The organism is Angelakisella massiliensis, assembly GCF_900104675.1.
GTDB classification, from domain to species: Bacteria; Bacillota; Clostridia; order Oscillospirales; family Ruminococcaceae; genus Angelakisella; species Angelakisella massiliensis.
In genome coordinates this window covers 1,723,777-1,743,140 of record NZ_LT629945.1, presented here as the reverse complement: position 1 = coordinate 1,743,140, position 19,364 = coordinate 1,723,777, and the positions used below count along the sequence as shown (strand labels likewise).

General features: G+C 52.9%; 23 protein-coding genes. 21 read left to right on the top strand and 2 right to left on the bottom strand.

Features of this window, described 5'->3' with window-relative positions; all coding sequences use genetic code 11:
- The first annotated feature begins 6 nt into the window (after positions 1-6).
- The 15 genes from BQ5383_RS13640 to BQ5383_RS13570 all read left to right on the top strand — a co-directional run bounded on the left by BQ5383_RS13640 (position 7) and on the right by BQ5383_RS13570 (position 13,470).
- Complete coding sequence (locus tag BQ5383_RS13640; RefSeq protein WP_420835667.1) at positions 7-2,367, top strand: VirB4 family type IV secretion system protein; 2,361 nt, start codon at positions 7-9, stop codon at positions 2,365-2,367.
- An 81-nt stretch (positions 2,368-2,448) separates the two neighbouring features.
- On the top strand, positions 2,449-2,661 hold the full coding sequence (locus tag BQ5383_RS13635) for a hypothetical protein (protein ID WP_071432834.1): 213 nt from the start codon (positions 2,449-2,451) through the stop codon (positions 2,659-2,661).
- A gap of 68 nt (positions 2,662-2,729) precedes the next feature.
- Positions 2,730-2,978, top strand: coding sequence for a hypothetical protein (locus BQ5383_RS13630; RefSeq protein WP_139193436.1), 249 nt, complete (start codon positions 2,730-2,732; stop codon positions 2,976-2,978).
- Positions 2,979-2,984: 6 nt separating this feature from the next.
- A complete protein-coding gene (locus BQ5383_RS13625) occupies positions 2,985-4,082 on the top strand; it encodes a M23 family metallopeptidase (RefSeq protein WP_071432828.1) in 1,098 nt (365 codons plus the stop codon).
- Between the two features lie 38 nt (positions 4,083-4,120).
- Positions 4,121-5,251: a DUF3846 domain-containing protein gene (locus tag BQ5383_RS21900; RefSeq protein ID WP_338061419.1), complete on the top strand. Its 1,131-nt coding sequence runs from the start codon at positions 4,121-4,123 to the stop codon at positions 5,249-5,251.
- A 127-nt stretch (positions 5,252-5,378) separates the two neighbouring features.
- Positions 5,379-5,834, top strand: coding sequence for a hypothetical protein (locus BQ5383_RS13615; RefSeq protein ID WP_071432826.1), 456 nt, complete (start codon positions 5,379-5,381; stop codon positions 5,832-5,834).
- Positions 5,835-5,913: 79 nt separating this feature from the next.
- On the top strand, positions 5,914-6,168 hold the full coding sequence (locus BQ5383_RS13610; RefSeq protein ID WP_071432824.1) for a DUF6103 family protein: 255 nt from the start codon (positions 5,914-5,916) through the stop codon (positions 6,166-6,168).
- The gene (locus tag BQ5383_RS13605; RefSeq protein ID WP_076944485.1) at positions 6,165-7,175 is read left to right on the top strand and encodes an amidoligase family protein; all 1,011 of its coding nucleotides are present in this window, start codon (positions 6,165-6,167) and stop codon (positions 7,173-7,175) included. Before BQ5383_RS13610 ends, BQ5383_RS13605 begins: the two co-directional genes overlap by 4 nt.
- Positions 7,176-7,193: 18 nt before the next feature.
- The gene (locus tag BQ5383_RS13600; protein ID WP_071432822.1) at positions 7,194-7,685 is read left to right on the top strand and encodes a gamma-glutamylcyclotransferase family protein; all 492 of its coding nucleotides are present in this window, start codon (positions 7,194-7,196) and stop codon (positions 7,683-7,685) included.
- A 102-nt stretch (positions 7,686-7,787) separates the two neighbouring features.
- Positions 7,788-8,198 carry a hypothetical protein gene (locus BQ5383_RS13595; protein WP_071432820.1) on the top strand — a complete coding sequence of 137 codons (411 nt, stop codon included), beginning with the start codon at positions 7,788-7,790 and terminating at the stop codon, positions 8,196-8,198.
- A 474-nt stretch (positions 8,199-8,672) separates the two neighbouring features.
- The gene (locus tag BQ5383_RS13590; protein WP_071432818.1) at positions 8,673-9,086 is read left to right on the top strand and encodes a hypothetical protein; all 414 of its coding nucleotides are present in this window, start codon (positions 8,673-8,675) and stop codon (positions 9,084-9,086) included.
- 19 nt (positions 9,087-9,105) lie between these two features.
- A complete protein-coding gene (gene mobP3 / locus BQ5383_RS13585) occupies positions 9,106-10,503 on the top strand; it encodes a MobP3 family relaxase (RefSeq protein ID WP_076944484.1) in 1,398 nt (465 codons plus the stop codon).
- 14 nt (positions 10,504-10,517) lie between these two features.
- The gene (locus BQ5383_RS13580; protein ID WP_071432814.1) at positions 10,518-11,453 is read left to right on the top strand and encodes a DUF3991 and toprim domain-containing protein; all 936 of its coding nucleotides are present in this window, start codon (positions 10,518-10,520) and stop codon (positions 11,451-11,453) included.
- 1 nt (position 11,454) lies between these two features.
- Complete coding sequence (locus BQ5383_RS13575) at positions 11,455-13,191, top strand: VirD4-like conjugal transfer protein, CD1115 family (protein WP_139193509.1); 1,737 nt, start codon at positions 11,455-11,457, stop codon at positions 13,189-13,191.
- Between the two features lie 18 nt (positions 13,192-13,209).
- On the top strand, positions 13,210-13,470 hold the full coding sequence (locus BQ5383_RS13570) for a helix-turn-helix domain-containing protein (protein WP_071432812.1): 261 nt from the start codon (positions 13,210-13,212) through the stop codon (positions 13,468-13,470).
- Positions 13,471-13,599: 129 nt separating this feature from the next.
- Here the strand turns inward: BQ5383_RS13570 and BQ5383_RS13565 are convergent, their stop codons facing one another.
- Positions 13,600-14,040 carry an SLOG family protein gene (locus tag BQ5383_RS13565; protein ID WP_071432811.1) on the bottom strand — a complete coding sequence of 147 codons (441 nt, stop codon included), beginning with the start codon at positions 14,038-14,040 and terminating at the stop codon, positions 13,600-13,602.
- A gap of 150 nt (positions 14,041-14,190) precedes the next feature.
- On the opposite strand from BQ5383_RS13565, the gene BQ5383_RS13560 reads away from it, so the two are divergent.
- Positions 14,191-14,511, top strand: a complete 321-nt coding sequence (locus tag BQ5383_RS13560) for a helix-turn-helix domain-containing protein (RefSeq protein WP_071432809.1) — start codon at positions 14,191-14,193, stop codon at positions 14,509-14,511.
- A 121-nt stretch (positions 14,512-14,632) separates the two neighbouring features.
- On the opposite strand, the gene BQ5383_RS13555 is transcribed toward BQ5383_RS13560, so the two are convergent.
- On the bottom strand, positions 14,633-14,992 hold the full coding sequence (locus BQ5383_RS13555; RefSeq protein ID WP_071432807.1) for a helix-turn-helix domain-containing protein: 360 nt from the start codon (positions 14,990-14,992) through the stop codon (positions 14,633-14,635).
- Positions 14,993-15,423: 431 nt separating this feature from the next.
- Here BQ5383_RS13555 and BQ5383_RS13550 point away from each other — a divergent pair, with 431 nt between their 5' ends.
- The 5 genes from BQ5383_RS13550 to BQ5383_RS13530 are packed head-to-tail and all read left to right on the top strand — an operon-like array spanning position 15,424 to position 19,351.
- Positions 15,424-16,539, top strand: coding sequence for a hypothetical protein (locus BQ5383_RS13550; protein WP_071432805.1), 1,116 nt, complete (start codon positions 15,424-15,426; stop codon positions 16,537-16,539).
- A 13-nt stretch (positions 16,540-16,552) separates the two neighbouring features.
- Positions 16,553-17,935, top strand: a complete 1,383-nt coding sequence (locus BQ5383_RS13545) for a DUF6138 family protein (RefSeq protein ID WP_071432803.1) — start codon at positions 16,553-16,555, stop codon at positions 17,933-17,935.
- A gap of 10 nt (positions 17,936-17,945) precedes the next feature.
- Positions 17,946-18,788: a DUF2262 domain-containing protein gene (locus tag BQ5383_RS13540; RefSeq protein WP_071432800.1), complete on the top strand. Its 843-nt coding sequence runs from the start codon at positions 17,946-17,948 to the stop codon at positions 18,786-18,788.
- Positions 18,789-18,819: 31 nt separating this feature from the next.
- Positions 18,820-19,098: a hypothetical protein gene (locus tag BQ5383_RS13535; RefSeq protein WP_071432798.1), complete on the top strand. Its 279-nt coding sequence runs from the start codon at positions 18,820-18,822 to the stop codon at positions 19,096-19,098.
- Between the two features lie 19 nt (positions 19,099-19,117).
- A complete protein-coding gene (locus BQ5383_RS13530; protein WP_057571441.1) occupies positions 19,118-19,351 on the top strand; it encodes an immunity 17 family protein in 234 nt (77 codons plus the stop codon).
- The last annotated feature ends 13 nt before the right edge of the window (positions 19,352-19,364 follow it).

Sequence of the window (19,364 nt, the reverse complement as noted above, 5' to 3'; positions counted from 1 at the left end):
CGACTGATGAACATTCAGTCCATCACCGAGAGAAGCATGATTACTCCGCAAGGCGAGGAAGTGATCCTCTTCCTGCTGCAGCCCACCAATGTTTCGGTGCTGTCCAGAGAAGGGCTTCGGGCCAGAGTGAATGCGCTGATGAATGTTCTCAAGGGCTTTGCGGAGGTGGAACTGCTCTGCCTCAATTCCCGAGAGAGTTTTGAGCACAACAAACAGTACCTGACCAGGCGGATCGAGCAGGAACCTGTCCCGCAGATCCGAGCACTTCTGGAACAGGATCTGCGGCACTTGGATGAGATCCAGAGCCGTACAGCCACTGCCAGGGAGTTTATGTTGGTCATCCGTCCCCGGAACATCGGGGAACGGGAAATGTACCCTTACCTGTCCCGGCTGGAAAAGATGATCCGGGAACAGAGATTTGTGGTACGCCGGGCTGACCGTGAGGATATCAAGCGGATTCTGGCAGTCTACTTTGCCGGGGACGTGATCAGTGAAAGCTATGATGACTTTGACGGGCAGCGATGGCTCATGAAAGATGGCAGGAGTGATTACAAATCCGCATCTGTGATGGATGAGGAACAGGTCCTGCAGACCTTCCTGGATCTCATCGCGCCTGCCGCAGTCCGTTTCGAGGTGGATCGGTATCTGTTGGGAAATACCTGGCGGTGTGTATGGGCTGTCCGGGGATACCCCACCTCCACAGAGGAACAGGCAATCCTCCAGCGGCTGGGAGAACGGGCAGGCGTTACCCTGCGGATCTACACCCGTTTGGTTTCTCCGGCGGAGGAACGGAAAATCCTCCAGGCAGCGGACAAGGCCAATCGTTTCAAATCCGGCAGCACAGATATTCGGGATATTGTAGAGGCCCAGAGCAATCTGGAAGATGTGGCCTCTATGATCCGTTCTGCCCAGCGCAACCGGGAGCCTTTCTTCCACACAGCAGTTTATATTGAACTGATCGCCAGAAGCGAGCAGGAGTTCACCGAGCTGCGGGACAGTGTTGAAACCGAGTTGGGACGGGCCAAGATCAGTGTGGACCGGCTCCACCTCTGCCAGCAGGAGGGATTCCTCTCGGTGATGCCCAGCGGGTATAACGCCCTGGGGGAAGAATTCGAGCGGATGCTTCCCGCGTCCAGTGTGGCCAACCTGTTCCCGTTTTCCTACACCGGTAAAACCGACCCACAGGGCTTTTATCTGGGCTATGACAAGTACGGCAGCTCCATCATTGCGGACCTGGACCGGCGGGACCAGGATAAGTCCAACGCCAATGTGCTGATTCTGGGCAACTCCGGTCAGGGAAAAAGCTATTTTCTGAAACTGCTGCTGTGCAACATTCTGGAGAGCGGTAAGCGGGTAGTTGGGTTGGACCCGGAAGGTGAGTATGAGGAGATTGTCAAAAAGCTGGGTGGCTCCTACCTGGATCTGACCAGCGGCGAGTACCGGATCAATGTTCTGGAGCCCAGGATGTGGAACACCGGAGAGGAGGAATCCGATCCGGATTCTCCGGCAGCCTTCCGGCAGGGTTCCCTCCTCTCCCAGCACATCTCCTTCCTGCGGGACTTTTTCCGCAGCTACAAGCCATTTGATGAGGCACAGGTCGACACCATTGAGATGATGCTGGGAAAGCTGTACGAAATGTGGGGGATCAATAATCAGACAGACTTCTCCCTGCTTGGTCCCAAGGACTATCCCGTCCTGTCAGATCTCCATGCGCTGATGGAGGAGGAGTACCAGCGCGTCCGCAGCACCGAGGGGGGAGAACTTTATACGCCGGAACTGCTGCGGTCCGCCTGCCTGGGCCTTCATTCCATGTGTGTGGGAGCTGACGCCAAGTTCTTCAATGGACATACCAACCTCCAGTCAGACCGGCTGGTCTTTTTCAATGTCAAGGATCTGATGGAGGGTGGAAAGAACATCAAGGATGCCATGCTGTTCAACGTCCTTTCCTATATCAGCCACACGCTGATTTCAGGAGGAAATGCCGCTGGAGTTTTTGAGGAACTTCATGTATTCCTCTCCAACCCCACAGCAGTTTCCTATATCCGCAACGCCATGAAGCGGGTGCGAAAGCGAAATAGTATGGTGGTTCTGGCCAGCCAGAATATCGAGGACTTTCTGCTGCCGGGTGTGGCGGAGATGACCAAGCCCCTTTTCTCGATTCCCACCCATCACTTCCTGTTCCACCCTGGGACCATCGACAAGAAGGATTATATGGATGCCCTCCAGCTGGAGGAAACCGAATATCAGCTGATCCAGGTGTGCCAGACCGGAACCTGCCTCTATCGCTGCGGCGCGGAACGCTACAATCTGGTGGTGCGGTCGCCGGAACACAAGGCAGCGCTGTATGGGACAGGAGGAGGAAGATAAAATCTGGCGGCTGTTTTGTCGGTTCTGATGATAGCTTACGAAGAACAGGATGTGGTATGTTGGTACAAAGGAGGGAGCCTGATGAATACAGACCGTTCATGGAGATGCCCCTGCTGCGGCTGCACCGAGCTGCTGGAAGGATACCAGAGATCAGATGGCATGATGATGCCCCGGAAATTCACTATGGGAATCGTGGGCAGTATCATACAGCACTATTTCTGTAAAAGCTGCGGGACAATCGTTTACAGCCGGGTGATCGATACAAAACCATTCCGGCCTGCGGGAAAAAACTGAAGCATAAAAAAGAATGGGAAGGCATCGGGTTTCCGATGCTTTTTCTGTTCTCTGAAGGGGGTGCAGGAGTGGATCAGAGGACAAAACTGCTCTGCGAAAATGTTTTTGAACTCTCTGCGATGGCAGAGGAACTGCAGATCATCGGCAGCATCACCGTGGAGGACTCCCGGGAACTGTTCTATCTGGTGCTGGATTGGGCGGAGGAATTTGAAAAACAATTCGACCCGGAAACCCAGGACTATCTCACAGAGATGGAGAGCTTTGGCCGCCGCAAGCTATTGGGGACCTATCAGGCTGACCCGCAGCTGGGGAGGTGAGCGGTTATGGCAAACCCTCTTCTCATCAAAGCGGCGATTGCGCTGGCAACGGATAAGCGGACATGGAAAGCGGTGGGGATCGCCCTTGCCGCCATTCTGACCCCGTTTATTCTGATCATCATCATGGTGGGCGCCATGCTCTATGGAACAGCCAGCCATAACAATGCCGCGGTGGAACTGACCTTTTATGGAGGCAGTATTCCCGTCACTATGCCGGGAGAGTACCGGGATTATATCACCGAAATGCGTTCCTGCTTCTCCTCTCTGGATGGCGCCATTGCCGCTGTGGAGGAGATGATGGAAGACGAAGACAGCCTTGATTCCAACCGGATCAAGGCTGTTTTTTATGCGCTGAATTTTGGCACAGAAAATCTGTCCCTTCGCCGTGCCAAAGCCAGGGAGTTTGTGGACTGCTTCGTGGAGTACCGGGACTGTACCCACACCTGGACGGATGAGGATGGCGAGGAACACAGTTATACCCACACCAGAGCCTATCCCATCAATGATCTCCCCACCATTTACGCCAATGTATCCGCGGAGGTTGGGCGGCAGGTCACATCGGATGACATGGCTAACATCACCGAAATCTATCTGCGGGTGGTGTACCGTAATTTTGATGTAGGAGCGGACATGGCACTGGAAGGCGGAAACAGTACCCATGACCTCATCGCTGAGATGGTCAAGGATTCCGACGTGATCCCCTCGGAAGGCGGCTTTGTCAGTCCTCTGCCTGGTGGCTGGGAGGACAAGGTTACCTCTGAGTTTGGGTACCGGCAGAATCCTACCGGCGCTGGCAGTGAGGGGCATACCGGACTGGATATGGGTGTTCCTCTGGGAACAGAAGTGCGTGCGGTCAAGGATGGCAAGGTTCTGTTTGTCCGGTATAAGCAAACGGGATATGGATACCATGTAGCGATTGACCATGGCGGCGGTCTGGTAACCCTTTACGGCCACTGTTCCGAGATCCTGGTGACAGAGGGGCAGACAGTCACAGCCGGTCAGGTGATCGCCAGAAGCGGCAGCACAGGGCGAAGTACGGGGCCTCATCTGCATCTGGAAGTGATCCAGGACGGTGTGCCGCAGAACCCAAGAAATTATTTATAGAAAGGATACGATAGATACCTTTGAATCGGAAATACAACTTGGACAAAATCTTTGAAGGACTCATTTCCTATGCCATAGAACGCCAAAATGGCGCGGAGCGTTACCAGCCTCTGAATACGCCTCCCTGGTCAGTGATGCGGCGCCTGTGGATCAATGGCATTCTCTGCGGCATGGCAGAACTGAATGGAGAAACCATGGCCCTGAGCTATCTGGAACGGATAGATCATCGCCTGGATCAAGCCCGCAAGTCTTTTGCTGCGGAACCCCTTCCGCTTAATTTGCAGAAATACACAATCCGATGCCTGGGCAGGTACACAGCCGAATTGGAACTGTGCAGTGGTGATCCAAGAGAGAAGCTGATGCAGGTTTATAATCTTTTGGAGGATATGGTTTCCCATCTGCAGTGGAGCAACCTTTCAAACGGTCTGTACCCTCTTATGGGACATCTGGAATCTATACTGCCGCGATTGACCGCCTTGCAGCCGATCCGTTTTACCCGCCTGTTGATTGGCGGTGAGAAAGGGCCCAATGGAACTGCTTATGTTTCTGGTGCAGTTAATTCCCCGGAACAGGTTATGGCCACCAAGCTGTACACTGAACTGTCTGCGCAAAATCCAATGGTGGAGAAATGGCCGGCTATCTGCGTGACCTATTTCTGCGGAAAATCTGATCTGCCTATTAGCCTGAGAAATGCCACTGACTTTGACCTAAAAATCATACAAATGATGGGAGATCGCTTTCTGGATATGAATGAAGTACATTTGGCTGGGAGCTGCGAGCTGTATTTTGCAGCGACGAAAGGAGTATCGGCAATGCGCATTTTGAAAGTAGAGCCGGGACAGATTCCCTATGAAAAGGAGATCCCCAATACGCTGGAGAGCATCCAGGCAGAAGTGGGCGGCGGTTTGTTCCAACCACTGTATGTTGGTGAAGGAATTGTGCTCTGCTGCAACGAGGAGGGAAAGCTCAATGGCATGGAACCCAACCGCCGGCTGGGTAACGATATCGTCTGCGGCCCCTTTTTCCTTGTGGGGGACAGTGAGTCCGGCAATTTTGTTTCCCTGACGGACGATCAGCTGGCATTGGGAATGGAAACCTTTGCGGAGCCGGAACAGTTTACCGGTGATGAGCCGGAACTGGAGCCATGGATGGAATTTTACACTTTTTAGACTGTCCATTTCTCACAGTTTTGGCAAGACAGTTTATGTGGTACTGATAATGGCTTTCCGCTCCAAACTGTGGCATTGTGTTGTTGGTAAATATAAACCCCAAGACCCCGACAAGGAGGAACACACCTTGAGAAAAGAAAACGCAATAGAGATGCAGATCAAGCTTGCGCATGAAGCCGCTATGATGCTTCGGTTTACTGGGAGCAAACATGATACACAGTTCTTCGAGCATACCATCAGGCTGATCGGTAAAGCCTGGAGTCTGACAGAAGAAGACACAGAGAAAAGTCTTCTGCTGATCCATAAGGAGCGGGAAGCTATGATGGAACTGGAAAAGGGAAATAAAGCTGATCATATTCTGCCAGAGGACGAGTTATATGAAGGATGGTCAGGACGAGAATGTGTCAAAGTAATAAAGGGCTTATTTGAAACTGCAATCCGGCTGGACAGCGCAGAGGAACGAACGGCACTGTACAATATGGCAATGGAGTCAGCTGAAATTCAGACCTTAGACGATTGCATCGTACTCACAGACAGAGAAATGGATGCAGAAGATGCTGCACGTGCAGAAATGGTTGATTAACCAACCAAACACTGAACCCCGAGTAAAAAGGAGCCATGCAACGGCTCCTTTTTTCATTGCTGGAAAGGAAGGAACATCAATGGAGAAAATGGAACTGACCCTCACAATGGAATCAGAAAAGATGGAGGCGCTGAACTTTTGGCTGAGAAAGGAGAATACAACCGCACAAAAGAAAATGCATGAGGCATTGGCTTTGCTGTACGAGCAGACCGTACCTGAAGCAGTACGGGAATACCTGGACAGCAGATCGTCACCTGTCCGGGATCGTCCCCGTCGCCCGTCGAAGGCAGCACCTCCCAAATCTCCCGCTCCGGTGGAGGTTGAGTCTCTGTGAAAAATCAGCGATTTGGAATTGAAATTGAGATGACTGGTATCACCCGTGCCGCTGCGGCACGGGTGATTGCCGGTCATTTTTCCACTACCGCAACTCATGTGGGTGGAACCTACGACGCCTATTCTATCCGAGATGCAGAGGAGAGGCAATGGAAGGTCGTGAGCGATGCCTCCATCCAATGCGAATTACGCCGAAGGACTGGGGTTGCCGGACGAACCTATGCGGTAGAGGTGGTATCCCCTATCTGCCGGTATGACGATATTCCCACTATACAGGAGATTGTGAGAAAGCTGCGGAGCGCAGGGGCTAAGGTCAACGACTCCTGCGGCATCCATGTTCATGTGGATGCCGCACCCCATACTGTCACCACCCTGCGGAATATCGTCAATATCATGGCGGCCAAAGAAGACCTGCTCTATAAAGCCCTGCGAGTAAAAGTGGAACGAGAAAACTATTGTCAGAAAGCGGATACTCGTTTTCTGGATGAGATGAATCAGAAACGGCCATCCACGATTGAAGAACTGGAATCGATCTGGTACGATGGCCCAACCGGAAGATATCACCACTATGACTACACGCGGTATCACGGCTTGAACCTTCATAGTGTATTCTCTAAAGGCACCATTGAATTCCGACTGTTCAACTCAACCCTTCATGCGGGAGAGATCAAATCCTACATCCAACTGTGTCTGGCCATCAGCCACCAGGCATTGGTGCAAAAGCGCGCTTCTTATACCAAAACCCACAGTGATAATGAGAAGTACACTTTCCGCACTTGGCTGCTGCGACTGGGACTCATTGGAGATGAATTCAAAACTGCTCGCGGTCATCTGCTAAAAAACCTGGAGGGAAACATTGCTTGGAAAGACCCTGCACAAGCCCAGGCGCAGAAAGAGCGGTTGGCAAAACAAAGGCTGGAGGATGCTGTACAGTTAGTTCAGGAGCCGGAAGCAGAAACTGAGATGATGGTAGAGGACGCAGAGCCGCCCGTTTTCCTTTCGATGTAAAGAATTTGAGGTGACAGAATGAAAAAACGACTTTACACTGCCTATGGAAGTAATCTCAATCTCGACCAGATGGCGATGCGGTGCCCCACCGCTCAGTTGGTGGGAACAGGCGTTATCCAAGATTATGAATTGCAATTCAAAGGGAGACCCCAAGGCGCTTTTGCCACCATTGCCCCTAAAAAAGGGGCAATGGTACCTGTAGCAGTGTGGGAACTGCAGCAACAGGACGAACAGGCTTTGGATTGGTATGAGGGATATCCCTCCCACTATTTCAAACAGGATATTCCTGTCCAGATAGATGGGATAGTAATTACCACCATGGCCTATATCATGGATCTGAAACAGGGGTTTGGGGCACCCTCCCTCCAATACTACCAGACAGTGCAGAAAGGGTATAAGGATTGTGGATTCGATCTGGAGATCCTTGATCATGCTGTTATGGAGAGTGCGAAAGCATATTTTGCCGATGGCATCCGACAGAACTATCAGGAATTTCTGTTTACTCACTAGGAGAAGGTGCTGGAGGAAGACGTACCTGATATAGCTGAGGAGTGGGATGAGTCCGATCCATTCTACTTTTCCGAGGGGCCTAAACTATGAGGAGGCAATTCTGTGAGCAAAGAAAAACTCAAAAAGACATTAGGCAGCAGCTATCAATACCGACAGAGACTTACAAGTGACGAGGTGCGCCAGCTACAAAAGGAGAATCCATCCTGGGTTACAAATCAGACTGCTGCGTCTCTCATTGCTGGATATGTCCGGCTGGACGCAGTACTCTATCGCGAGGGGAATGAGCTACGTTTGGCGTATGATCTGTTTGTCAAGGATCACCCAAATGCTACCGAATGGGTCTGTTATGATAACCCAGAAGAGACAGTATGTCTGAATGAGGATGGTATGTGTGATGTGCTGGATCGGCTGGTTCAGGGGCATGGGCTCTCCTATACCGAGTGTTGTTTTCCCTGCCTGGAAGGGAAAACAATAAAGAAGCACCCCCTCGATATGAAATTGGACCGCCGTTGATTTTTTTGTTGGTACGCTGATGAAATGAAACCAATTATGTGTACACCCCTGCAGGGAATGGTAAAGAAAAAAGGTATGCACCGTTTCCGGTACGACCTTACAGAAATGCCTGAGTTGCGCCTTGAGAACCCCTGGTTCGCCCTGTGTGGCCGGACTGGGCGGCAGGCAGACAAACACCCCGGCCCTGCAGCCCGACGCGGCTGTGGGGCGTTTTTGCGGGGTGTGTGGAGAAGCGGGATTCTGGGAGAAAAGGGGGTGACACATGGGGTCGAAAATGAAGCAGGATAAAGCGCGGGGGTCAAAATCCCCTGCCGCGCCCCGTACATCGCCCCGCAATGCGGGTCGGGAAGGATTTAGGCGGGGGTCAAAAATCAGGGGGTGGGGTCAAGGCGGGGATCAAAATAGCAAAGAACCCCGATGTGAAGCCATTTTTTGGGGTTCCAAGCGGGGATATGACAAAGAAAGGATGAGAGAATGCCAAGGCAGAAAATTAAATTTGCACTGCGGGTTTCTCCGGAAACCATGCAGCAGGTGAAAGAGTTTATGGACAGAGATAACTGCCAGACACAAAACGAGTTCATTGAAAAGGCAATCCGTTTCTATGTGGGGTATCTTTCCGGCAATGAGGCTGGTGAGTATCTTCCGCAGGCATTGGTGGCAGCCTTCCGAGCAACCTTGCGTGATTCGGAAAATCATATCTGCCGACTCCTTTTCAAGCTGGCAGTGGAGGTAGACATCCTGATGCACGTGCTGGCCAGTGCTGTGGAAATTGATCCGGCGATTCTGGATAAGCTGCGGGGAGTCTGTGTCCGGGAAATCAAAAAGTCAAATGGTATGGTCCGCCTGGAAGATGTTGTTCTGTACCAGCAGGGAGCGGACAAATCGTAGGGAGAGGTGGTGACTGCCGGTGCCGAGGTTGATTTTCAAGTGTCCCTATCTCAAGGGCGGCAGTCACACCGCCGTGCAGCGTGAGAATTATCTGCGTTACATCGCGACCCGGGAAGGGGTCGAGTTGCTCCTGAAACATCCGGACTGGCCTGCAACCCAAAAGCAGAAGGCATTGATCCGTCAGATAAACCAGGACTTCCCTTCCGCCCGGACGCTGTTTGAGTACGAGGATTACCGGGAATCCCCCACCCGGAAAAATGCGGCAGAGCTGATTGATCGTGTTCTGGAGGATCACTTTTTGAGTGTGTCGGGGAAAGAACGATACATGGAGTACATCGCCCAGCGTCCAAGGGTGGAGCTGCATGGCGCCCATGGCCTCTTTACCGGTGAGGATCGTCCGGTCATTCTCTCACAGGCAGCGCAGGAGGTGTCCCGGCATACCGGCCCGATCTGGCTCCCCATCCTCTCCCTTCGGCGGGAGGATGCCGCGCGGCTCGGGTACGACAACGCGGAAAGCTGGCGGAAGCTGCTGACCAGTCACGCGCCGGAAATGGCACAGGCCATGAAAATCCCTCTCAAGGATTTTCGCTGGTACGCGGCATTTCACAATGAGGGCCACCATCCCCATGTCCACATGATCTGTTACAGCACAGACCCATCTAAGGGCTATCTCACAAAAACGGGCATTGCTCAGATCAAGTCCGCACTGGTGAAGGATATGTTCCGCAATGAACTGCTGGAGATTTATGAGCAGCAAACCGAAAAGCGGAATCACCTTGCAGAAGAGACAAAGCAGGTTTTAGGGCAGTTGGTTCAAAATCTGCAGGAAGCTCATAGTCTGGGAAATTCTCATCTGGCTGATCTGCTTCTCCAGTTATCTGACCGCCTGCGGTTCACCAGTGGGAAAAAACAGTATGGATACCTCAAGGCGCCGCTGAAATCCCTGGTGGATGAGATCGTAGATGAGCTGGAAAAAGAACCGGTGGTGAAAGAAGCGTATGGGTGTTGGTACGAACTACGGGAGGAAGTGCTGCGCAGCTACCGGGATGACCTTCCGGAAAGGCTGCCTCTCTCCCGACAGAAGGAGTTCAAGAATATCAAGAATCTGGTGATCCGCCAGGCAATGCAGCTGGGGAAGGAAATCCAGGAGGAAGCGGAATCCCGGAGTGAGAGAGCAGGGCCAGATCCGATACCGGAAGCGTCCACACATACGGGATGGGCCAGCCAGGATCGGTATAGGTCAGCTGCCCAACGGAATGCGGTACAGCTTCTGCGGCATCTGGGAAATCTCTTTCGGGAGCAGGCTCCTGTTTCGGCAATGCCGGCTCCCCGATTGGTAGACCAGAAGCTGAGACGGAAAATACAGGAGAAGAAAAAGGCTCTGGGCCTTAAACAAGGCGGCCCGGAGATGCGATAGGAAGGAGCGTTTATGTGGGAGGGATTCTCTATTACGGAAAATACACCAGGGAGCAGATTGACAAAGCCAATCAGGTGGATCTGGAGGAGCTGCTCCGCCGCCAGGGGGAAAAGCTGATCCGTTCTGGCCGGGATCACCGGCTGGAGAGTGACCACAGCGTGACCATCCGGGGGAACCGGTGGTTTGACCATGCTTCGGATCAGGGAGGATACGCTCTCAGCTTTGTGCGCAGGCACTACCATCTGTCCTTCAATGAGGCTATGGAGCTGCTGACCGGCGAGAAGGGGCAGGCTCCCCTCCCCATTGCGAAGCCCCAGAATGATCCGCCGAAAGAATTTGTACTTCCACCCACCAGCAGTTCCATGCGGCGGGTGTTTGGTTATCTGCTGGGAACCCGCAAGCTGGATCGGGAGGTGCTGGCTGCTTTTGTCCGGGAGAAGCTGATCTATGAGGATCTGCCTTATCACAACGCGGTCTTTGTGGGAACGGATGAAAAAGGCGTTGCCCGCCATGCCCATAAGCGCAGTACCAACAGCGATGGGAAACAGATCCGCCTCAATGTGGAGGGATGTGACCCTGCATACAGTTTTCACTGGAACGGCCACAGCGGGAAACTCTATGTGTTCGAGGCGCCCATCGACCTGCTGTCCTACATCTCCCTCTATCCGGAAGGATGGAAGGAAAACAGCTATGTGGCACTCTGTGGTGTGTCAGGGCAGGCGATGATGAAGCAGTTGGAACAGCAGCTGGAAGTCCATAAGGTGTTCCTGTGCCTGGACAACGACAAGGCAGGACATACTGCCTGTGCCCGGCTGACAGAACAGCTGCGTGAACAGGGTGGCTGGAAGGTGGAACGGCTCTGCCCCCAGAACAAAGACTGGAACGATGACCTGCGGGAATCTTTCTCTCAGGAGCAAAATCAGGAAGGAGGAATGAGTCTTGCCCTTTGAAATTGCCAATCTCCCCTATATTCTTCTGACCGCCGGAGCGATTGTTGCGATTTTCGCTGTGATCCCTCTGCTGGAGAAGCAAGGAAGTCTGGACAGCTTCAAGTCCCGGCCTGTGGGGGATGGGCAGCATGGCACCGCCCGGTGGGCCACACCGCAGGAAATACGGGACGCCTACCTCCAGGTTCCGTTTACGCCGCAGCTATGGCGTAAGAGACAGAATCTGCCCAAAGCACAGGGGCTGGTGGTTGGTTCTGATGTGAAGAAGAAAAAGACCATCGCTCTGATCGATCCCGGAGATGTCCACTGCCTGATGATCGGCGCCTCCGGTGTGGGCAAGACCGCCCATTACCTGTATCCCAATCTGGAGTATGCCTGCGCTTCGGGGATCAGCTTTCTGGTGACCGATACCAAGGGCGATGTCTACCGGAATTACGGAGCCATCGCTCAGGAGTGCTATGGGTATCAGGTCTCGGTCATCGACCTGCGAAACCCCACCCGCTCAGATGGGGCCAATATGCTGCACCTGGTTTCCAAGTACGCCGCGCAGGTAAAGAAAGATCCGGACAACCTCCGGGCCAGGGCAAAGATGGAGAAGTACGCAAAAATTACCGCCAAGACCATCATCCAGGCGGGCGGGGAAAGCAACTATGGCCAGAATGCTTACTTTTACGACGCGGCGGAAGGGCTGCTGGCAAGTGTGATCCTGCTGGTTGCCGAATTCTTCCCTCCAAAGAAGCAGCATATCGTGTCGGTATTCAAACTCCTGCAGGATCTGCTGGCTCCCAGCAAGGTGAAAGGGAAAAACCAGTTTCAGCTGCTGGTGGAACAGCTGCCGGAGGAGCACAAAGCCCGATGGATGGCAGGAGCTGCGCTGAACACCGGTGAACAGGCGATGATGAGCGTCCTCTCCACTGCCATGAGCCGGCTCAATGCTTTTCTGGATTCGGAGTTGGAACAGGTTCTGTGTTTTGGCAGTGCGGTGGACGCAGAGAAATTCAGCACTCAAAAGACAGCTCTGTTTATTGTAATGCCGGAGGAAGATCCCACTGCGTACTTCCTGGTGAGCCTCATTATTCAGCAGCTTTATAGAGAACTGATGACAGTTGCGGACGAGCATGGCGGAAAGCTGCCCAGCCGGGTGATCTTCTTCGCGGATGAGTTTGGTACCATTCCAAAGCTGGAGGGAGCGGAGATGCTCTTCTCCGCTGCCCGATCCCGCAGGCTCTCCATCGTGGCCATCGTCCAGGGCCTGATCCAGCTGGACAAAAACTATGGCAAAGAAGGAGCGCAGGTGATTCGCGATAACTGCCAGCTGACCATCTTCGGCGGTTTTGCGCCGGGCAGTGAAACAGCAGATACCTTGTCCAAGGACCTGGGGGAGCAGACGGTCCTCTCAGGCTCGGTGAGCAGAGGGAAGGATCAGAATTCCCGCAGCCTGCAGATGATGGGGCGGCGGCTGATGACCCCGGATGAACTGAAGTCCATGCCCAAGGGTACCTTCATCACCATGAAAACAGGGATGCACCCGATGAAAACAACCTTCCGCCTGTTCCTGGATTGGGGCATCACTTTCGGCAAACCGTTCACCCTGCGGGAAAACGCCGCCAGAGCGGTGGAATACGCGGGACGGGAAGAACTATTCCAGGAGATCCAAAAGGCTTTCCAGGCGAAACAGGAGGCTCTGGAGCGGCAGGATCAGGACAACTCTGTTCGGAAGGTTATTCCCCGTACCGACTGACCAAGGGAGGCTGAAATATTGCGGAAACTGCAGGAAATCTATGATGACCAGAATCTCACCCACCGGGCCAAAGCGGTCTACATCTATCTCTCGGACCGGGCGGACACGCTCCGTCAGTGCTGGCCTTCCATTGGCACCATTGCCCGGGAACTGTCCCTCTCCAGGTCTACGGTGCAGCGGGCCATCCAGGATCTCCGGGAGCAGGGATACCTGGAAACCCGGCAGCGGTGGCGTCAAAACGGCGGAAAAAGCAGCCTGCTGTTCCGGCTGCTGAAATAAATGAAAAGCCACGCCAGGGGTAAACTGCGCCCTGGTGTGGCATATGGGATAGGTCATGATGGAACGAGAAGGGGAAGAACCCACTGGAACAGTACCAGTGTACAGAGGATAGACAAATCAGCCTCCCCTCTACGCCATTTCGCCAAGGTTCAGGATGGTCAGCCCCTTTTTTACTGCGCGCTGATAGGTTTTTGCCGCACCTCCCCAATTGTGGGTAACAAAACACAATGCGTAAGAGGAATGATCCACAAGATATTGATTCCGCTTGACAATGGCGGCTTTGAAATGGTATTTTTCAAACCCCTCCGGGTAAATGATCTCATCAAAATACCGAGGTTCGGAAATTTGAAAAGACAGGTATGGAATAACCAAATAGCTGCGGATCTGGGGATACTTTCCCTTCATATCATGGACAATGCGGGCACAGGTCCAATCGAATGACCCCATGCCTCCGTTCAAAAAGTTACATACCCCTTTTTGAACCAAGCCCTCTATTTCATTGCGCAGGTTTTCGGTATCGAGCCCTGTACACTGACGGTGACCAATAAATGTCGCTGTCTTTTCCTTCATCCTGATTCACTCCTTTTTTGAGAGATTATAGGATAAAGTTTTCAAAATATAAACACTAATAGCGTTGATTTATTCCTAATAGATTGTGTATTTCTTAAAAACTGACACCTATACTATTGATATGGATTTCAAACTGACAGGAGGTGCCATGTGAAACTTGAATCAATAGGGAAGAATATCCGGCGCTTCCGGAAAGAGCGGGGCTATCGCCTGGAAGATTTGGCAGAAATGGTTGGCCTGAGCACAAATTATATGGGAGCCATTGAACGGGGAGAAAAACTGCCTTCTCTGGAAACCTTCATCACAATCGTAAATTGTCTTGGTGCCTCGGCTGATTTCATTCTCGCAGATGTACTGGCGGAGGGTTATCGAGTCAAGGAGTCTTTACTTTCCGAGAAACTGAGCGGCCTTTCTGCACAGCAGCGTAAAGAGGTCTGCGCTGTGGTGGATGCTTTACTGAAAACTTTTTGAAAAGACACAGTTATATCAAGTCGAAAAGGGAAGCTCCCTTCATCTTAGCAGATGAGGAGAGCTTCCCTTCTAATTTCAGAAATAAAGGAAACAAGCAAAAGGTGAAATGGATTGAGTCGGGTCAGTCATCGGAACTATTTTTCAATGATACAAAGTTCTTAATAAAATTCAGAATAAATTGCTGTTCTTGCTGACTGAGCCGTTGTAGTTGCATCCGTAAATCTTCAAGCATATCGTCTTCAATATAAGGGGTTTGATAAAACCGATCTATATCCATAAGATCGGGCAATGGAATCTTCAATCCTTTGGACAACCGAAACAATGTGGTAAGAGTAGCATTGGTTTCACCGCGTTCTAAGCGACTGATGGAAGTAGGATCAATCCCACAGACCGCAGCAACGTCATCCTGGTTCATACCAAGTTGGTGGCGAATTTCCCGAAGGTGTTTTCCAAATGCAATATTGATGTCTTCTGCGGCCATTCCATCACCTCTTTTCTTAAAGGATACTATTCCTCAGAAAAAAGTTGAAATGTGTATACGCCTAATAAATTGCATATACACATAATTTTATAAATGTTTCTATGGCAAATTGCTTTATGGTATGGTATACTTGCATTAAAAACAAGTACTTTTACGAGAAAAGATGATAAAAATGCTGCCTCTCCGTAAAAAGAACTTGATCAGTCCATTTGTTTCTGTACTTTTTGCAAATGTAAGGCGAGGATTTGATGAGCAATCATTTTGGATGGTACGCCATCTTTTGGATAGAAAAAAACATGAAACCAATTGAAAAAACTACATCCGCTGGGATGCGGTTTTATTTTGATGTTCTTTTTATGCCTTGCGTCAGCCTGTCCCAGTGACAAAGCGTCGCAGGGCATTTTTTTATCTTCCGAAGGGAGTTAAAGAATATGAGTTTGAAATACACCTGCCCCGGCTGTGGGACACCCCTGGGGTACGAAGGATTATGCTGGAAATGCAAGTGTGAGCAGGAGCGAAATGCTGCGCTAGCCTGGACGCCGGAACAAATTGTCGAAAAACAAAGAAACCTGATTCAGAACATCCAGCGGCTGGCGGAGATGGAAGACCCGGAGTTCACCGACTTCTGGCAGCTGCTTAGCTACCATAATGCCATCACTCCGGAGATTCAGCGGGCGGCACTGGCCGCAGAGGTGTTCTGGCCGTGTGAAATCTATTATCACGCTCCCGCCGATGTGCGGGATGGTCTGATTCATGCGCTGTTGTCTGCGGAATATTCCAGCGCGGCTTCTAACCTGATGAGTTGCCTTGCTATGCAGGGAGATGACAAGGCAATGGAGACGCTGCTGGAGCTGGAGCGAAATCCCCGGCCCTGGCGCAAGGGCCTCTATGTGGACCCATCCAGCTATGCACAGATCGGCGGCTGGACCTTCGACAAGGAGGGCCAGAGAATGCAACTCAACTTCGATACCTGCTATCCTATGGTCAAGGGAACCGCTGGCGAGAAATCTCCCGTCCGCATCGGTCGGCCCCGGGAGGACACCTGCCCCCACTGTGGCGGGCGGATGGTGGACATGCTGGTGCTGGATGGCCGGGATGAGCGGCTGAGGTTCCTGGGGCTGGATGGTGTCCTGACTGCCACCTGCTGCCCCAGCTGCGTGGGATTCCTCAAAGGCCCCGCCTTCAACCGGTTCGCTCTGGATGGCGGCGTGGAGGTCTTTCCCTCCGAACTCTTTGACGGAGCGGAGAAGACGGATTGCTATGTCAGTCCCGAGGACTACAAGGCCCTCACGGAAAATCCCTTTGTGCTGGGCAAGATGCCTGTGCCCCTGTTTTACGGCGCGGCCTGTCAGGATGTGAACACCATCGGCGGCTTTGGCAACTGGGTGCAGGACGCGGAGTACACCGCCTGCCCCCGCTGCGGAAAGCCCATGAAGTACCTGGCTCAGATCCAATGGGATACGGTGTTTGACTGCGCGGAGGGCACGCTCTACATCGAGTTCTGCCCGGACTGCCAGATCGTATCCATGCAGCACCAGCAGACCTGAGAGGAGAACCGATATGAGTTTACCAAAACGCGATGGCGTGCATGGCCGTTATTATCTGATCCACAAACCGGACACGGACCCCGAAGTGCTGGCGGAGGCGGATCTCTGCATTCAGGATGTGCTGAACGGAACCGCTCGTGAAAATCACTCCGCCTACCCGACCGTGGTGCGGAATCACAACGGGACGCCCTTTCTCTCCAGTCAACTGCTGGAGCGGTATCTGTCCAAACTGCCTTTGAAGGGCTTTCCCTATGAGGACGCGGTCGCCTTCTGCGATGCCCTGCGGCGGCTGGCGGGCTGGAAGGAGATCGATCACACACTGCGGCAGTACATCGAAAAGCAGGTACAGGAGCGATATTTTGAGGTTGGAGAGAAGGAGGACTACTTTTCGGCCTTTCCTCCCTGCACCGTGTGGCCGGAGCTGCGCCCGGAGGATGTGGACGAAGGGCTGCTGCGCTTCGCCTGCTATGTGGCGGTCTGCTATACCGTGTATGGGCTGAGTTTTGAGTACCTCACCACTGAACACATCCTCGGCCTGGTTTCCCAGCTCCGCCCCGACATGGTGAAGGAGCTGAAAACCAGCGGCACCGGCAAACTGCCGCCCAACATTCAAAAGCGGAAAACGAAGCACCTGACCGCCTCGGCCAACGACGCCTTTGCCACCATCCGCATCACCGCCAGGGACTGCACCGAGGGGTGCTGCGACGAGGCGCTGAGCTATCTGGTGGAGGTGCTGGAGCAGCCGGAGTTCCCCCGTAGCTACTCCATCGAGTTCCGTGGGCCGGAGAAGATCTACCTGCCCATCCCCGGCCTGCCCAAGAAGGGCGTCAACCAGCTCTTTGCCTGCGCGGTGCGGTACCCCCGCCTCCATGTGCAGATGGAAAATTATGCCCGACTTGCCATGCGGGAGGACGAGTGGTATCAAAACCTCTCCGATGAGCATTGCGCCCTGCCCGGAACTTTCGCCGTGTTTGCCCTGGGACTGGAGGGGCCGAAGTGGTGGGGACTGGTGTGCGACTATCTGGACCGCTGCGACGACGAGCACTCTTCGCTCCAAGAAAAGTTCATCCACGCGCTTTTCAAGAAATACGGCTTTACCGCCCAGTCCCTGCCGGTGCTGGTCCACGGCGTTCAGTCCATGCAGAATCTGAAGCCCGCAAAGGAGTTCCGCACCCTGATCGCCAATGAGGAGAGCCTGGACGCCTTGCTGGAGATCAAGGGGCATCTGGAGGACTATCTGCCCGAAGAAGGAGCGCATGACCTGCAGGCCCGGGACTACCTGTGGCGGGAGGTGCTCTGGGCCATCTGGGGGCAAGCCTCCGAAAACGGCGGCAGCAAGGTCATCAAGTCGGCGCCCAAGGAACTGAAAGAGAAATACCAGCAGGTATTTGCGTAAGGAGAACGCCATGAAAAAGAGAACGGTCAAGGACTTTATTGCCCTGTACGCCCCGGAAGATGAGGAAAAACTGGTACTAATTCAGGACGGTATCAGCGCGGACAAAACCTTTCTGGATACCTTTTGGGCTGCGCATACCCATGCCCTCGCCATGGCGGATGTCCAGACCGGAGAGGTGATCTCTGGCCGATGCTACCTGAGCTGGCCGCTGACGGACAAGGAGCGGGAAGCCGGCGACTATTCCAAGCGGTTTGCCAAGGGCCAGATCTACCGGATCAAAGCCCGCTGCTGGAAAGGTGATGCCCTCAGCGAACCTCAGTGGTATGTCACAGAGGTACTGGAGGAAGGTATCCACTGTCCAGCACTGGAGGAGATCTGGGCGGAATACACAAAGCCCATTCTTCTGAAAGACGAAGTGCTGGGAACCCTCACGCTGGATCGTGAGATGAGCACATTCGATGGGACCTGTAAGTGGATGGGAAAAGATGTCCGGATCTCGTTGGATGTGGAGATTGAAAAGAAAGCGTCCTGGACCCGTGTCACCAATGTGATGAAGAAACTGGTGGCAGACCAGGAAACCTGGGATAAGTCCCTGCGAGCGATGGCTGCCCAGAAGCTCACTGCTCAGGCCAACGAATGGCTGGCGGACAATGACCAGACCGACCGTGACCCGGAAAAAGACCCCATCACCGAGGATGAGTTTGCCCGGCGCATCCTCCTCACCGAGTTTACAGTATCTCCCGGCGGCCGTTTTACCGCCTGGTACGAGGACGACGATATGTTCTGGGGCCATGTGATCACTGTGGATGGAACGCTGAAAAAAGGCCCCGTTGACGCTGATATACAGGGCTGACAACAACCGTTTACAGGAGGAGGCATCAATTATGTGCGAGCACTGCCGAAACATTCAAACATGGAGAAAATTTGATGCCCCCAAGGACTACCTGGCCTGTATTGCCTATATCCAGCAGTTGGTGGAACAAGGCGAATTTGAACTGATAGCAGAGGAATCCACCTGTCCGCTGGAGAAGGTAAAGACTGAGGATGGATGGACAGACGAAATTATGGCTCACATGATTAGGTGCAAGCACTGCGGCCAGATCTTCACCTGCGTAGTCAACACATGGCGAGGCAGTGGACACTTCAAAAAAGGCAAAGGATGACTGGAAGGAGGAAACCTAAATGAACAGCGAGCAGATCACAGCTTTTTTGCAGGAACATTGGTATATTGCCTCAGTGATCATTGGGGGCGTGATTTTGATTGGAGCGATCCGCAACTGGAACTGGCTTTGCGACCCCACCGGGACACGGGATGCCTACCGCCACAGCAGAGGATACCGGCGGGTGGTTTTCTTCCTGCTTGGTGTCCTTCTGATCGTGGTGAGCATCTGGGGATTTGTGCTGAAATTGCAATAAAAGGAGCGATCCC

What these genes read in the sequence shown, in the direction of transcription:
- BQ5383_RS13640 (WP_420835667.1), top strand. Translation starts at nt 7, where the DNA reads ATGAACATTCAGTCCATCACCGAGAGAAGCATGATTACTCCGCAAGGC.
- BQ5383_RS13635 (WP_071432834.1), top strand. Translation starts at nt 2,449, where the DNA reads ATGAATACAGACCGTTCATGGAGATGCCCCTGCTGCGGCTGCACCGAG.
- BQ5383_RS13625 (WP_071432828.1), top strand. Translation starts at nt 2,985, where the DNA reads ATGGCAAACCCTCTTCTCATCAAAGCGGCGATTGCGCTGGCAACGGAT.
- BQ5383_RS13610 (WP_071432824.1), top strand. Translation starts at nt 5,914, where the DNA reads ATGGAGAAAATGGAACTGACCCTCACAATGGAATCAGAAAAGATGGAG.
- BQ5383_RS13600 (WP_071432822.1), top strand. Translation starts at nt 7,194, where the DNA reads ATGAAAAAACGACTTTACACTGCCTATGGAAGTAATCTCAATCTCGAC.
- BQ5383_RS13590 (WP_071432818.1), top strand. Translation starts at nt 8,673, where the DNA reads ATGCCAAGGCAGAAAATTAAATTTGCACTGCGGGTTTCTCCGGAAACC.
- BQ5383_RS13565 (WP_071432811.1), bottom strand. Translation starts at nt 14,040, where the DNA reads ATGAAGGAAAAGACAGCGACATTTATTGGTCACCGTCAGTGTACAGGG.
- BQ5383_RS13555 (WP_071432807.1), bottom strand. Translation starts at nt 14,992, where the DNA reads ATGGCCGCAGAAGACATCAATATTGCATTTGGAAAACACCTTCGGGAA.
- BQ5383_RS13550 (WP_071432805.1), top strand. Translation starts at nt 15,424, where the DNA reads ATGAGTTTGAAATACACCTGCCCCGGCTGTGGGACACCCCTGGGGTAC.
- BQ5383_RS13545 (WP_071432803.1), top strand. Translation starts at nt 16,553, where the DNA reads ATGAGTTTACCAAAACGCGATGGCGTGCATGGCCGTTATTATCTGATC.
- BQ5383_RS13540 (WP_071432800.1), top strand. Translation starts at nt 17,946, where the DNA reads ATGAAAAAGAGAACGGTCAAGGACTTTATTGCCCTGTACGCCCCGGAA.
- BQ5383_RS13535 (WP_071432798.1), top strand. Translation starts at nt 18,820, where the DNA reads ATGTGCGAGCACTGCCGAAACATTCAAACATGGAGAAAATTTGATGCC.
- BQ5383_RS13530 (WP_057571441.1), top strand. Translation starts at nt 19,118, where the DNA reads ATGAACAGCGAGCAGATCACAGCTTTTTTGCAGGAACATTGGTATATT.